The sequence below is a fragment of the Halobacteriovorax sp. GB3 genome (assembly GCF_028649655.1).
GTDB lineage: Bacteria > Bdellovibrionota > Bacteriovoracia > Bacteriovoracales > Bacteriovoracaceae > BSW11-IV.
Map to the genome: position 1 here is coordinate 522,300 of NZ_JAQSLN010000001.1, position 15,184 is coordinate 537,483.

General features: G+C 37.0%; 12 protein-coding genes. 4 read left to right on the forward strand and 8 right to left on the reverse strand.

Features of this window, described 5'->3' with window-relative positions; all coding sequences use genetic code 11:
- Window positions 1–6: 6 nt before the first annotated feature.
- Window positions 7–990, reverse strand: a complete 984-nt coding sequence (gene pstS, locus HBN50_RS02615; RefSeq protein WP_273867710.1) for a phosphate ABC transporter substrate-binding protein PstS — start codon at window positions 988–990, stop codon at window positions 7–9.
- A 171-nt stretch (window positions 991–1,161) separates the two neighbouring features.
- On the opposite strand from pstS, the gene ggt reads away from it, so the two are divergent.
- Window positions 1,162–2,925, forward strand: a complete 1,764-nt coding sequence (gene ggt, locus HBN50_RS02620; protein WP_273867712.1) for a gamma-glutamyltransferase — start codon at window positions 1,162–1,164, stop codon at window positions 2,923–2,925.
- A gap of 35 nt (window positions 2,926–2,960) precedes the next feature.
- Here ggt and HBN50_RS02625 read toward each other — a convergent pair whose 3' ends face one another.
- The 3 genes from HBN50_RS02625 to HBN50_RS02635 all read right to left on the reverse strand — a co-directional run bounded on the left by HBN50_RS02625 (window position 2,961) and on the right by HBN50_RS02635 (window position 5,369).
- Window positions 2,961–3,899 carry a hypothetical protein gene (locus HBN50_RS02625; protein WP_273867714.1) on the reverse strand — a complete coding sequence of 313 codons (939 nt, stop codon included), beginning with the start codon at window positions 3,897–3,899 and terminating at the stop codon, window positions 2,961–2,963.
- Window positions 3,900–3,985: 86 nt separating this feature from the next.
- A complete protein-coding gene (locus HBN50_RS02630; RefSeq protein ID WP_273867716.1) occupies window positions 3,986–4,204 on the reverse strand; it encodes a hypothetical protein in 219 nt (72 codons plus the stop codon).
- A 151-nt stretch (window positions 4,205–4,355) separates the two neighbouring features.
- Complete coding sequence (locus HBN50_RS02635; protein WP_273867718.1) at window positions 4,356–5,369, reverse strand: hypothetical protein; 1,014 nt, start codon at window positions 5,367–5,369, stop codon at window positions 4,356–4,358.
- 186 nt (window positions 5,370–5,555) lie between these two features.
- On the opposite strand from HBN50_RS02635, the gene HBN50_RS02640 reads away from it, so the two are divergent.
- Window positions 5,556–6,497, forward strand: coding sequence for a hypothetical protein (locus tag HBN50_RS02640; protein WP_273867720.1), 942 nt, complete (start codon window positions 5,556–5,558; stop codon window positions 6,495–6,497).
- Between the two features lie 31 nt (window positions 6,498–6,528).
- Here the strand turns inward: HBN50_RS02640 and HBN50_RS02645 are convergent, their stop codons facing one another.
- Genes HBN50_RS02645 through HBN50_RS02655 form a run of 3 tightly spaced genes read right to left on the reverse strand, consistent with a single transcriptional unit; the run spans window position 6,529 to window position 10,016 of the window.
- A complete protein-coding gene (locus HBN50_RS02645) occupies window positions 6,529–7,392 on the reverse strand; it encodes an ABC transporter permease (protein WP_273867722.1) in 864 nt (287 codons plus the stop codon).
- Between the two features lie 6 nt (window positions 7,393–7,398).
- Window positions 7,399–8,418 carry an ABC transporter permease gene (locus HBN50_RS02650; RefSeq protein WP_273867724.1) on the reverse strand — a complete coding sequence of 340 codons (1,020 nt, stop codon included), beginning with the start codon at window positions 8,416–8,418 and terminating at the stop codon, window positions 7,399–7,401.
- Window positions 8,418–10,016 carry an ABC transporter substrate-binding protein gene (locus tag HBN50_RS02655; protein ID WP_273867726.1) on the reverse strand — a complete coding sequence of 533 codons (1,599 nt, stop codon included), beginning with the start codon at window positions 10,014–10,016 and terminating at the stop codon, window positions 8,418–8,420. The genes HBN50_RS02650 and HBN50_RS02655 overlap by 1 nt, the downstream gene beginning before the upstream one ends.
- Before the next feature lie 437 nt (window positions 10,017–10,453).
- Between HBN50_RS02655 and HBN50_RS02660 the strand changes: the two genes are divergently transcribed.
- Window positions 10,454–11,881 (forward strand): L,D-transpeptidase, encoded by a 1,428-nt coding sequence (locus HBN50_RS02660; protein WP_273867728.1) that lies wholly within the window; start codon window positions 10,454–10,456, stop codon window positions 11,879–11,881.
- A gap of 129 nt (window positions 11,882–12,010) precedes the next feature.
- Window positions 12,011–14,260 carry a hypothetical protein gene (locus HBN50_RS02665; protein ID WP_273867730.1) on the forward strand — a complete coding sequence of 750 codons (2,250 nt, stop codon included), beginning with the start codon at window positions 12,011–12,013 and terminating at the stop codon, window positions 14,258–14,260.
- Here the strand turns inward: HBN50_RS02665 and HBN50_RS02670 are convergent.
- The gene (locus HBN50_RS02670; protein WP_273867733.1) at window positions 14,241–15,143 is read right to left on the reverse strand and encodes a hypothetical protein; all 903 of its coding nucleotides are present in this window, start codon (window positions 15,141–15,143) and stop codon (window positions 14,241–14,243) included. The two genes, HBN50_RS02665 and HBN50_RS02670, sit on opposite strands and share 20 nt — an antisense overlap.
- Window positions 15,144–15,184 lie beyond the last annotated feature (41 nt).

Consider the following 15,184-nt stretch of genomic DNA (forward strand, 5'->3'; position numbering starts at 1 on the left):
TTTTACCTATTTTATCTGCTTTAAAACCTCTTTTGCAAATTTGTTAGGAAGCGGAGCATAGTGAAGTGCTGGCGCATAATTTTGGCCTTTAGTTAGGGCCCAATTTAAGAATTCCTTAACAAATTTAAGGTTCTCTCCCTGGTGAACAGGAAGGAGAATATATGTAAAAGCTGCGATCGGGTAAACTCCCTTACCTGAAGCATCTACAATTGAAGTTGTTAGTCCTTTTGAGGCATCAACATTTTGGGCCGCAAGAGATACACCTTGAACTGTTGGCAACTTATATTCTCCAGCTTTATTTTTAAGAGAAACAACTGAGAGCTTGTTCTTAATAGCGTAAGCTAGCTCGATATAACCAATAGCCCCATCGTTCTGTTTTACAGCTCCTGTTACACCACTATTTCCTTTCGCTCCAATTCCTGTAGGCCAGCGAAGAGACTTTCCTCTTCCTACTTTATCTTCCCAGTTCTTACTAACTGTTGAAAGGTAGTCAGAGAAAATCGCTGTGGTACCAGAACCATCAGCACGACGAACAACGAGGATATCTTTTGCAGGAAGCTTAAGCCCCTTGTTTAGAGTTTGAATTTTTTCGTCATTCCACTTTGTAATTTGACCTAAGAAGATTGCTGAAAGAGTTTCTCCATCTAGCTTGATACTTCTTGTGATTCCTTTGAGATTGTAGGCAATCGCAACGGCACCAAGAACAGTTGGAATATGCTTAACTGGCCAAGCGGCTTTTTTAATATCTTTATCTTTCATAGGAGCATCGCTGGCGCCAAAGTCTACTGTCTGCTTAATGAGTTGTCTGATTCCGCCACCAGATCCAATGGCCTGGTAATCAAATTGAACATCTTTATTTAATTTTGAGTATTCACTGAACCACTTTGAGTAAATTGGGTAGGGAAATGAAGCTCCCGCACCATTAATTTTTGTAATCGCATGAGCACTTAGGCCACAAAGCATGAGAATTGTTAGAACAACATTTTTCATTATAAGCATCCCTTTCCTGATTGTATTGATATGTTATTTAGTCATTTTATAACAAAGTTGTTTGATTTTTATTGTTAGGGTTCTGTTAGGATCATGTCCTAGCTTTATTAGTTGCAGCTTCGTTAACGGCTTGATTTAATTAAAGCATTAAGAATAAATTATGGAGTAAATATGAAGAAAATAGTTTTTATTTCCATGTTGGCACTTGGTTGCTCACATATGGAGGCACCTTTAGAAAAGGAAGTGCTTCTGGTAAACCCTGGTAAGGGGCAAAAGAGACAAGATCACGAAGCTCAATCTAAGAAGTTCATGATCACAACTCAGGGTGTTTACGCCACGAAGGCCGCTGAAAAGATGTTTGAGCTAGGTGGAAATATCGCCGATGCTGCAGCTGCGGCTTCCTTTGTCATATCAGTAGAAAGACCTCAGTCAACGGGAATTGGTGGAGGAGGCTTTCTTCTCTATTTTGATGCTGTTAAGAATAAAGATTCCAATCCTTGGGCCTATGACTTTAGAGAGAAGGCACCTCTTTTAGCGCATAATAAAATGTTCCTAAACCAAAAGGGAGAAGAGATTAAGGGGAAATCTCTCGATGGCATTTTTGCTGCCGGTGTACCTGGTCTTGTCGCTGGAATTGTTGATTTTCAAAAAGAGCACGGGAAGCTAGATTTATCAAAAGTTATTGCTCCGGCCATTGAGTTAGCTCAAAATGGATTCATCATTTATCCAGAGTTGGCAAAGGCACTCAAGTATCGTGAAGATGTTCTCTGTCGATTTAAGGCATCAAGAAAAATTTTCTGTCACAAAAATAGAAAGGCATTAAAAGAAGGTGAGAGGCTTGTCCAAAAGGATCTTGCAAAGACATTGAAAATTATCTCTAAAAAGGGAAGAGATGGTTTTTATAAAGGTTATATTGCTAATCAGATCATTAAAGAAAACAGAAGACTTGGTGGTCTTATGCAACAGAATGATCTTGATCAATATGATGTAAAACTTAGAAGACCTGTTATGGGGAGTTATAAGGATTACGAAATCTATTCAATGTCTCCTCCTAGTTCTGGTGGTGCCCACGTTGTTCAAATTTTAAATATTTTAGAAAATGATGACTTAAAATATTATGGAGTTCATCATCCAAAAACAATTCACCTCACTGCTACTGCTATGCAGTTGGCCTTTGTTGATAGGGCCAAGTATATGGGCGATAGTGATTTTGTTAGTGTCCCTCTCACTGGTTTAACTTCTAAGAAATATGCAAAGGACCTTCGTTTTTCAATCCCTGAGTCAAAGGCACTCAATAAGATGTGGGCAGGAAATTTAAATCCTTTTCTCTATCAATCGCTAAAAGTAAAAAATGAGCACAAAGAGACAACACATTTTACAATTATGGATGATCAAGGAAATGTCGTTAGTTCTACTCAAACGATTAATGGTTACTTTGGTTCAGGAGTTGTTGTTCCAGGAACGGGAATCTTGTTGAATAATGAAATGGATGACTTTGCAACAAAGCCAGGTGCAAAGAACCTCTTTGGAGCCGTTGGTTCAGATAAAAACCTTGTTGAACCACAGAAGAGACCACTAAGTTCAATGTCTCCTACGATTGTCTTTAAAGATAAAAAGCCTATTCTTGCTCTTGGAACTCCATCCGGTACAAGAATTCTAACTTGTGTTGCTCAAACCATTCTTAACTACATTGAGCACGATCTTTCTCTTTATGATTCTGTTCATGCTCTACGCTATCATCATCAGTGGATGCCAGATGAGATTCGCTTTGAGGAGGTCTCACTTCCAAAGAGAACGAGCGATAAGCTCAAGAGAATGGAGCATCAGTTAAACTTTAAAAATTTTGGTTGTCGTATTCAGGCCGTTGCCAAGGAAGGAGAGTTCTTAAAAGGAGTCTCCGATGCCAGGGGGCGTGGATTTGCTCGCGGACTTTAAATAAATTAAAAGGCCTTCTACTGCGAAGGCCTTTTTTATAATTGTTTTTCTATTTCTTTGATCATGTCTTCAAATTCTTCAATTTTTATAAAACTGCGATTTGATTTTCCTTCGCGATTATATATTTTTTCAATAATAATTTCGATTCCTTCTTTTTGCGTAATACTTAGAACCTGAGCAAATGAAAGAAGGGCGAGAGGGTCAATGGATTCGGTCTTTTCTTTTAAAAACCTAGAAGCGTCGATATTTCCAAGTTCTACTGCATTTGGAAACTTCTTATACAACTTATCTAGAAATTTTTGATAAGAAATCATTTTCTCTTTTAACATCGCATTGTTTTCTACGATGTAGATGAGTTTAGCTTTCTCTTGATCTTGATAATGCTTACCTGCAACTCTTTTTGCATCATAGGTTTCAATAATTGTATCCTCTTCAAAGGGAAGGCCCTTTTCTCTAAAAGAAGCAACACTACTTAAGAGGCTGTCATCATCTCCACGAAAGCTTCCTGAAAAATTATTAAGCTTTTGAATATGTCCTCGATAAATTTTTAGTTCACCAGCTCCGATGACAAAGCGATCAGAGTTTAGTCCCTCTAAAAGAGATCTATGTGAATTGTATTTCTCTATTTTTGGGTTAAATTTTTTATCAATAAAGAGTGAACCATCACTTAGAGTAAGATAAATATATTCACCATCATCGAGTTCTTGAGATTCGTAGAAATAACCTGCCTTATCTGTTTCAAAGGGGAGTCTTTGTTGATCAGACCTTTCAATTTTAAATTCTGACTTTTTTAAATCGGCAGGAAGTGTTGAATAGGCGATACGATGAGTTGATTCAAAGAGAGGGTGTCTCTTTAGGACATTGAACTCACTATGTTTTTCAAAGCAATCTATCTTTGATGAAGGAGCTCTTCTGATTGAGAACTCAGAACAACTAGTGACGAAGAGTAAAAGGATTAAGAAGAGAGATCTCATACTAATCTTGTCGGAAATATTAAGAGAAAACTTGAGTTGAATTTAAGAAGGTCCTTGGCCAAAAGATGATGACCAAGGAGCTAATTTTACATAAGTGTATTTGTAATATAGAGGTAGAATGTCTTGTCTTTCGATCTTCTGATCGTACATCTTCCGTCATTCTTTTGATCAATGAGATAATCGTAAAATTCAGGAAGAGTGTCTTGGACTTCAAGAACTGACTTTCCTTCATGTTCACCAAAGTCGATAACAACTTGTTCTTCGGCAATAATTCCTGTGATTGGACTAATTTCCTGTTGTAACATATTCCCTCCCTAGAATTATGTTTCAAATTTTATATATATCTAAAATCGAGTTAATTGCATTCCTTTGCGTCTCTATAATTATGATGATTTATGAAAAACGAAATGTAAAACATTTTAAACTGGAACAAATTAGTCGGAGGTGGGACCAAGTTTATTTTCTCATCGTTTTAGCAAAGAAATTTTTAAAGTAGGTAACAATCAGACGAAATTCATTTGGATAGCTGTCGCTGATGAGAATTTTAATCATCTCAAGAGCTTCAAAAAGGCTTGTAGAGCCTCTGTAGGGACGCTCTGATATCATTGCAGAAATAATATCCATACAGGCAACCATAACTGTTTCAGTTCCTGTAATGACCAGACTGTTTTCTTTTTTCACTTCACTTAAGTCATCAGAGAGGAGGGAGAAAGCATGGTGACCTTCAATGATTTTTAAATGATTTGGTGAAATCGGCAGACGACCTTGAAGAATATCTACAGAGATATCGGCATGCCTTGATAGAAGTTTTTTGTCATGTTCGGAAAGTTCTTTTTCATTATATTTTTCTATTGGTACTGCTGACATCCCAATATCTTTGAAGTAACTCGTAACAAAGAGATTCTCTAATTCTTTTTCAGAATAGACGTGTGACATTTTCAAAACACCTAGAAGAAAAAGTGAACTTAGAAATGGTTGAGAAAAAATATAATGGTGCTTGTACTTTTTAAAGTCGAGATAAAGTTGTTCATGAATACTCGTGTTTTCAAAAAGAAAGCGAAAGAGATTCACAACACTTTGATACTGAAGTTGAAGAAGATCATCTTCCATTGGAAACTCATAGAGATAACCCATGTTAATGGCCAAGAGATTCGTTTGCTTTTTCCCCTTCTCAAGGGCATCACCAATCGAGAGAGATCTCGTTACTTGACGTAGGTTTTCTTGTTGTACAGCAATCAACTCTTTTTTGTCGTCAGCGTAAATGAATAAGTGAATTTGATTATTCTGGATAAGCTCACGAATAACATCATTATCAATGTAAGTATTTTTTCTTAAGAGTTCTACATAGAGTCCATTTTCCTGAATGTAAAAATCGCAAGGAGTCGAACTCAAATAGAGGAGTTGGCGAATTGTAACGGGAACAAGTTTATAACCCAATCTTGCTTGCTCGAGGGCCTGTGCTGCTTTCATCTCATCTATTGTACCTCAAATTTGAAAAATCAAAAGAACTGTCAAAAATGACAGGCACTTATCAGGGGCTAAGAAAACATTAATTTTCAATAAAAAGTGGATCTAAGTACCTGATAAAAAGCTAAGTGGAGAGAAATGCTCAACTAACTCTAGAAAAAACCGATAAGTATCCTAAAGTAAATGTATATGGAAAAAGAAAAAACAAATATTCACAAATTTAAAGACTATTTAAACAAAGGCAATCTTTGTCAAAAGCACGAACTTACAAAGAATGGGAATTTATATTTCCACTGGGCCAACTGGGCCGAGAGTTGTAAGTATCAAAAAAGTTTGCTCTATAAAAATAGTAAACAGTCTAAGCGTCTTAAGAATCTTGAAGCTGAGCTAGAGAAATTAAAAGACATTCCAATCTGGCTTTCTATTAAAAATGAAAGACATGAAATTTGTCTCTATGATCTTTATAAAGCCTATTTAGATCCTCGACTTAAAAGTGCCTGGTTTGATGTGCATTCTGAAACATTGGTGTCTTCTCAGTCAATATCTGGCCCTTATGTTACGTTGCATTCGATGAGATGGTTTGAAAAAGATACTTATGAGAAATTTATCTATTTAAAGATCTTATCTAATTATGTGCCTTTAAGAAGTTTTCGACTAGGGGTCAATGTTCCTGTTAAGGCCTTTGGTGATGATTCTCCATTGAAAGATATTGGCATGACTCTCTACCAACTTTCAAAAGATGGATGCGTTTTTAAGATTAAAGGACAATTGAAAATTGCTAATCTTCTCAATAGTGAGAAGTTAACGATGAAAATGAGGATACGTCCTTTTAAAAATGTTATTGATGCTGGCTTTGATGATGTTATTAAGGCCTTTTCTAAAATAGACTTTTCAATAATTAATGATGATGAGTTGAGTGTTGTTGAAATTGATCGAGATGTTATTGATCGCTTTGGAAAAGATGAGGGTGTTCGCTTCTCTAATGGAGATGAATTTTTTCTCTATGTTCCTTATCATCAAATGAAGCTAGTAGATGATAAGTATAAAATTTCAGAAATTTTCACTTCACTCGTTAATAAAGTGGAATTCCACTTACTCGATGAACTACAAGAAGATCTAATCGCAGCATAAAAAAAGGGAAGCAATTTGCTTCCCTTTTTGTTTATTTTCTAAGTCTAGGATCGAGAGTGTCTCTAAGTCCATCTCCCAATAAATTAAATCCAAGAACACATACTGAAATACAAACACCTGGTAAAGTAACTAGCCAAGGTGAGCTTTCGATATAGGCCCTTGCATCTGCAAGCATAATTCCCCATTCTGGAGTTGGAGGTTGAGCTCCAAGTCCTAAGAAACCAAGTGCTGCGGCATTAAGAATACCGTCACTGAATCCAAGAGTTGCTTGAACAATCATTGGCGCCACACAGTTTGGTAGAATTTCAATGAACATAATTCTAAAGTCTGAAGCACCAAAAGATCTTGAAGCTTGAACGTACTCTTTACTTTTCTCAGTGAGAACACTCGCTCTTACCAGTCGGATAAAACTTGGAAGAGAGACGATACTAACTGCAACGATCGCATTCATAAGTCCTGGTCCCATAACAGAGACAACAACAATGGCCAGAAGAATACTTGGAAAGGCCATAAGGATATCAACAAATCTCATGATCACTTTTTCAATTTTTCCTTCATAGTATCCAGCGATGAGTCCTAGAAAGCTTCCTATTGTTACAGAAAGAAGAACAACAGCAAAACCGATGAAGAGAGAAATTCTCGCTCCAAAGATTAGACGTGTATATAAATCTCTTCCTAGATCATCTGTTCCTAGAATAAAAAACTTATCCCCAGCACTTTCAAATGGAGCGACTCTAAGAGCGCCCTGGATAATTTGGTCTGGAGTATAAGGAGTAAGCATTGGCGCAAATATTGCTAAAAAAAGGAAAAGAAGAATAATAATGAGACCACAGATGGCCCCTTTATTCTTTTTAAACCTTTTATAAAAATCTTTATCTATTAGTTGAATTGACATAATTTCCTACTTTCTAAGTCTTGGGTTAATGACAAGGTAAAGCGTGTCTACCATCGCATTAATAAAAACGATCATTGAAGCAATAAAGAGAAGTCCACCCTGAATAACTGGGTAGTCCCTCGCAGTAATACTTGCAACAAGCCATTTTCCAATTCCTGGCCAAGAGAAAATTGTCTCAGTAAGAATTGCACCTGTAATGATACTTCCAAACATTAGTCCAATAATGGTTACAATTGGAATGAGTGCATTTCTAAGGGCGTGATTGACGACAACTTTAACTGGAGAAAGACCTTTGGCCTTAGCAGTTCTAATAAAATCTTGTCCAAGAACTTCTAGCATACTCGATCTTGTCATTCTTGCGACGATAGCAAGAGGAATCGTTCCCATGGCAATTGATGGAAGAATAAGGTGTCTAATTGCACTAAAAAATGGTGCAATTCCTTCTTCACTCAATACCGTTGGGCTCAAAGTATCGATCAGATAAAAACCTGTAAGATTAGGAATATCGTAGATAACTTCAATTCTTCCCGAAACTGGTGTAATTCCCATTTGTACAGAGAAGATAAGAATCAGAATAAGGCCCCACCAAAAGATTGGCATTGAATATCCTGTTAGCGATCCTCCCATGAGAATGTAATCTAGGGGAGAGTTTCTTTTTACGGCCGCAATAACTCCAAGAGGAATTCCTAGAATAATGGCAAAGACCATTGCACAGATTCCAAGTTCAAGAGTTGCCGGAAAACGAGAAAAGAATTCTTCAACGACAGGTCTCTTAGAGACAATCGATAAACCTAACTCACCTTGAAACACTTGAGTGAGGTAGTTGAAGTATTGTTTATAAATTGGAAGGTCAAGTCCAAGGTTTCTTTTCATTTCCATGTAAACAGCAGGGTCTGCACCCCTTTCTCCTAACATGAGAAGAACTGGATCACCTGGAATAAGTCGAATAAGAAAAAAGGAAATGACCGAGATCCCTACAATTGTAGGGATCAGCGATAGCATTTTTTTTAGAAAGTGAGTCAACATTATTTAAGCTCTACGTATTTTAAAATATCATTACCAAGAGGATCAATTTTATATCCTCCAACCTTATTGCTCATAGCTCTAAAAACAATTGAGTGTGCAATTGGTACCCAAGGAGCTTGTTCTTTGAAAACAACTTGTGCTTGTCTGTAGAGTTCAGTTCTCTCTCTTACATCAGTTGTTGTCTTTGCTTTCATTACTAGGTCGTTAAATGGAGAGTAACACCACTTCGCATAGTTTGATCCAGCAGCTACTGCTGAACAACCTAGAAGCGTATTGAGGAAGTTGTCAGGGTCTCCATTGTCTCCTGTCCAACCCATCTGCAGCATTTCGTGTTCACCATCAGATGATTTTTTCAGGTAAGTTGGCCAGTCGTAACTAATAAGTTCAACTTTGATTCCAATCTTCGCAAGGTCAGCTTGCATAAGCTCACCCATCTTCTTTCCATTTGGGTTGTATGGGCGAGTAACTGGAAGGGTCCAAAGAGTCGTCTTAAATCCATCAGCATATCCTGCTTCTTTAAGAAGTTCTTTTGCTTGAGCAATGTTGTACTCATCATCTTTGATATCGTCATTATATGACCAGATCGTTGGAGGAAGAGGGTTCTTTGCTACTTGAGCGTGACCAAGGTAAATAGCATCAATATAGCTCGACTTATTTAGTGCCATTGAAATCGCTTTTCTAACCTTTACATTATCAAATGGCTTTTTCTCAGTATTCATTGCTAGGTAACCAACATTGAACCCTGGAGCTTGCATCAATTTAAGGTCTTTATTCTCTTTCATTGCTTGAAGATCTGCAGGAGATGGTTCAATCACAAGGTGACACTCACCAGTCTTTAGTTTTTGGTAACGAACTGATGCATCTGGTGTGATAGCAAAAACGAGACGATCAACTTTAGGCTTTCCTTCAAAGTACTTATCAAAGGCCTTGTACTTGATGAGATTGTCTTTGACATACTTTTGGAAAACATAGGCGCCTGTTCCAACAGGGTAGTTGTCGATGTCTTCTTTTTTGTCTTCTTTAACAAGCTTGTCAGCATACTCTTTTGAAAGAACACTCATAAAAGGCATGGCAAGGTTTGCTAAGAAAGGAGCTTCTGGCTTTGAAAGGATGATTGAAACAGTGTGCTCATCAACTTTTTGAACATCTTTAATAATATCGCCCATGGCCATACCGCTAAAATATTCATAGTTCCCACCACCAACTTTATGGAATGGATGATCTTTAGATCTCATTCTGTTAAAGCTGAAAATGATGTCATCTGCATTCATCTTACGAGTAGGCTTGAAGTAGCTTGTCGTGTGAAATTCAATGTCTTTTCTTAGGTTGAATGTGTAAGTTAATTTGTCATCAGAGATGGCCCATGAGCTAGCTAGAGCTGGAGTCAGTTCTGTTGTTCCATATTTAAACTCAACAAGTCTATTGTAGATTGTTTGTCCTGCAGCGTTGCTAGAAGTTCCATCTGTTGTGACTTGTGGGTTGAAGGCCGTAGGGCTTCCCTCTGAACAATATACAAATGTCTTGTTATCTGCTTTCTTTCCCGAACAAGCACTCAGTAAACCTGTTAGTGCAAGCAAAAGTCCGATATTACGAACCATTAGTTCCTCCCATTGTGTTGTGTGAATATATTATTTTTACAAGCGGACTGTAAGAAGACAACAACTTATCGCCGAAAAACCGATCTTTTTTGGCCAGTATTGCCGCACTCTCTTCTCTTGAATTGGATGCTGCGCTGCTTGGAAAAATAAAAAATGTGTGTGGTTTTATATCACGACTCAGCGACTCCTTGAGTCGTAAGAATTATTTTTGTCAACTTATTTAAAGAAATGATATTTATCTACCTGAAAAATCGAAGGTTATTAAAGTTTTTAGTAAAAAATGGTGAAAAATAATCATGCAAATAGACCAGAGAAAAGTTTTTTATTTGTAACTTTTTCAATAACGTCTATTTTTATGCCACTTTTTTTTGGAGTTGTGTATTTTGCCCTCACATACAGCTTAATAAGCTCGTGTTCACATTTTTGGGGGGTATAAAATGAGAAACACAAACCTTATGGCATTAGGCGTTAGTGCGCTTATTGGTCTATCTACAGTTGTAAGCCCTATGGCCTACGCACAATCTGAACAAATTGAAAATCAAAAGGAAGCTGAGGAAGGTCTTTCTCTTGGTGAGACTTACTATGTTACGGCGAACCGTCTAACTGTAAGATCACTAAATAAAACACCTCTTGGTTACCTAAACCGTTCTGATAAAGTTGAATTAGTCGACAATTCATCAGATCTTCCTGAAGGATATGTTCTTGTTAAAGTAACATACTCATTCAACTACGATGCTAAAGGAAAGAGAATTAGAGGGAATCAATACCTTGTTAGTTCTAAGTACCTAAGCGGTGAGAAAAATGACTACAGAAACTTTGATGGTAAGTATTTTGTTATTCAAAACTTAGCAACAGAAAGACTTAGAGTTTACGAAAAGCAGTGTAACGAAGACCAAGCATGTAAGCATAAGATGATTATGGAAACAGAAATGGTTGTCGGAGAAAATACAAGTGATGGTGGGACAAGAACTTATGTTGGATCTTACCGTCTTACTGAATGGGTTAAGTTTTACGAAGATGGTAAAGGTGAATACCCAGCTTGGTATAAAGAGGGATATCCATTTCCTCCTGGTCCAGAATCAGGTGCTATGACTTGGTTTAGAGATAAGTATATGCCAGAAGAAAATGGAAAGCCAAAAGGAAGTATGAGAGGTGCTTTTGGATGGTATGCCGCTCTTGTTGGTCCAAACCACAATTCTCAGTGGACACACGGAACGATTGGTTGGGGAGAGAACAAAGATGAGTTTATTCTTAAGACAAAGAAATTCTTTTCTAACGTTGTTTCTGATCCACGTTCACACGGTTGCTCAAGACTTAATAACGAAGCGATTGCTTTTTTAAGAGAGAAGCTTCCTGTTGGAACACCATTTATTAAAATCTATGCGAAAGAAGCACTTCTAGATGGCGATAGATTAGATTACCCAGAGAGAACAAATACTTGGGACTACATTCTAACAAAAGAGAGAACTTCAAAGGCCTACAGTTCTGATGAGCAAAAGGTTTTAGAGAGAGGTGTTTCTCAAGATATGTGGTTAGAGCAAGGAAGATTTGAATACGATGCGTATCCAAACCTTGTTTATTACACTCCTGCTAAGTCCCTTTGGGGATGGAGAGCGAAGCTCAAAGATAGAGGAAATGTTTATAAAGTGAGAAAGAAAGCAATGAGAGGGGTTTACTTCGTTGATGCTGGACTTCTTTTTGATTATCAGCACCCGATTGACTCTGAAAAGCACAACAAAATTGAAGTTGGTGGATTTAAAGATGAAGTTGCACCAAACTATATGTGGCTAAACAGAAAAGAGATCTCTCTAGACCGTATGTCTTGGGATGATCCTGAAGTGAAAAGAAAATATTACCAAAAGTAATCCTTTTTGAGAGAGGGATTATTTTATACCCCAAATGACTTAAGGTCCCGTTTATACGGGGCCTTTTTTTGTTCTAAAAATCAACACTTCTTCAGCTTTTCTTTTATATCCCGATAAGTTTATTGATATATGAGAAGAGGAATAAAATTCATTACCATATTGGCGACAACTTTCAGCTTAGTAAGCGCCCAAGCAAGGAATTGTTATGACACTCCTAAGGCCGCCTTGCGTGTTACTGATTCGGGCCTAGAGAAAGTGATTCGAAATTCTCTCGTTAACGGTAAAGAAGCGATGGAAAAAAGTCTATCCGCAGGTAAGCCTTTCGCTTTTCAAGTGAAAGCAAAAAGAGATAAGTGCACACGCGAAAAGTGGGAGGCCATGACTATTGGTGAATCATGGAAACACTGTGCTGGCTATCCTATGGCCCTTTCTGGACTGCCTGTCTCTATTAAAAAAATGCAAGACATGGGAAAACCTCTTCCAACTGATTTTGATTTTAATAATTTTAGAATAGATGAACTTAAACTTAAAGAGCCTCTAGTTAAGTGTCAGGGGCGATTGTGCGATATTGAAGTTCCCATTGAAAGAGTGAAGCTTAGAACGGATCTGAAGGGGAAAGATCTTTTTTATGATAAGACTTTTGTCGATATTGATGATCTTACGATAACGATTGATGAGAGTGAAAAAACGACACCTAAAGTGCGTTTTCAAGTGAAGCTAGGCGACGACAACTCAATTGAAAATTTCGTTTCATTTCCTGCTGATTTTTTAGGCGGAGATATGAAGAGTGAAAATCTAAAGTTAGGAGTAGGTGGAAAAGACTCTCTCTATGACTTTACAAGTGATAGGCTTAATAGCTTCTTGAAAAATGATTACTTCGTAAACGTTGTAACTGACTTTTATAAGTTATCAGAAGAGAAGTTTTCTCCTGATGGTGAGTTTAAGCACCTCAGTAAAGAGGCAAGAGAACAAAAGCAAAAAGAGTGGCTAAAGCAGAAAATCGAATTCGTAGAAAAGCAGATTATCGACTCTTCTGTTAAAAAGGGTCTTGAAGATGCAAATAAGTATTTAAAAAACGATGAAAGTAAGGCGCTCTTTTTTATATCAGATCAAATTGCTGATATGCAACTCCCAGTAGTAGATCAACTTTTCGGTAAGTTGATTCCAAAAATGGCCGAGAAAATTGAACCAAAAATTCGCGAGAAAATGGAACCGGCCATGAATAATCTACCTTTCATTCATAAGGATAAGGATTTTGTTGTTCCAAGTGTAAAAATTGAAGACCTTGTTAATGAGAAGAAAATTATTCAACTTCAAGAAGCGATAAAAAAGTCATTTGATGCTTGTATGGTAGAGTATCGAAGAAAGTATTGCCGAAATGATATCTTTGATGATCTGGATACTTTTTATAAGAAATCTTCGCATAAAAAAGTTCTCGATTTGATGGATGATTTAGGAGTTTATTTTGCTGATCTGCAAGAGAAATTAAAGCGCAATGAACAGGGAAAAGGCTTCTCAGCGAGAAAGAAAGAGCGATTAGAACTTGATGTGAAGAAGCTCCATTCGCGCTTAATTAATAAAAGAAAGCGAGTCTTGCAAAACATTGAAAATAAAGATGCTCAATTTGCAGTTAAGCTTGCAGTTGATTCCATCTTATCGAGTGATGAGATGATTGATTTCTATGTTGGGGTTTGTAATTCAGATTGCCAGGAAGTCGATATTCAAAAGATCTCCAATACTAATATTGTAGACATGGGGCTTCCTTACGACGTTGCACTTAAAGTAAATATTGGTGTGATTAATGATTACTTAGAGAAATTGCAAAAGAATGGTCTTCTCGATGTTTGCATGGTCCAAGGAAGTTTATCTCATTGTGATGAGTTTAATCTCTTTGAAACGGAACATCGCTTTCGATTTAAAAAGGCCCCTAAAATTCTTTGGGATGAATCTAAAAATGCCTTTGTTCTTCATGCTCACGATATTTTAAGAGAGCAGGACCTGATAGGACTTCCATCTTGGATGATTGGAAATAGAGAGTACACTGACCTTGAAGTTCCCTTTCAATTTGATATTCATAGTGATGGAAAAGGCGTTGGTCTTAGGCCATTAGGCGATATAAAAATGAATTATGATGTTGATGAGAAGAGCTTTATCCTACCGACAATTCTAACCTTTGCCGTGGCCCCATATGCCGGTCTGGCCTTTGAAATGATTCATGCATCAACTCATTCAATTGTCTCTAAAGGGCAAGAGAAGCAACTTCAAACGAAAATGATTCAGGGTGTTCGCTTAAGTGACAATGGCCCTATTCGTGAATTTGTTGGAATGGATGTTGAGAATCAAGACATAACAGTGTTTGTTAATTTAGAGGACAATTAATCTCTTGTGACTTTAATCTTTTAAAATTATAAGCACTCGAACGCCATAGCACATCACCCATATCATCTTTTTTCTGACAGAGGGCTTCTTCCAATTCGATTGTCGATTGATTTTCTAATTGTCCATCTTTCATGTTTTGTAGAAGATATTCTAAAGAGCTTGAAGGGCTTAATCCAGCCTTTTCGTTGAGTGAATGGATTGTTTCACTCGTTGATTTTTCGTCGCTTAGAAGCTCTGTGAAGAGGCTAGAGAAGCCTTCTTTTGTTAAAGAAGGGGCAACGTTTACAATCAACTCTTTGTTAAAATTCATTTTCAAATAAAGTGAGATTGCGGCCACATCTATTTCACTTGTCTTTATACTTATAGCGTTTAATAGGGCCTCTTGATCTATTTGTGGTTGAAATCCTTCTTCTATAAGTGAAGACATCATTTCAAATACGCGAACTAAGAGTTGGTGAGCGACGGTTCGATCACTTTCAAAATATCGTTCTCCCTTTTTCCTTTTTAGCCCACAATTATCAATCTTTAAGCAGCTTGTTAGTTCATCATTAATTTGAGGAAGAAATTCATTTAACTCCGTAAGTCTTTTCTGTTCTTTGAGTTGATCAAATTGGACTGTGAAATTTAAAATTTCCTTCATCATTTTATGTGATGACGACTTAACAAGGCTCTGAGCGATGAGTTGAAGATCTTCGTTACTCTCTTTGAGAATGTCTTGGTCTTCATTTTCTTTTTGATTATCAAAATCAAAGCGCTCATCATTGTTATCTGACTGCTCTTTGAAAATACTTACTTGCTTTGAATCATCAATATCTGATTGTAAGTAAGTGTAGAGCGAAGCTCCAGCGATAATAAGAATAGAGAGAACGATTATTTTTTTCATAGATTCTAAAAGAGGGTCTAGTTATTAGACCCTCGATATTG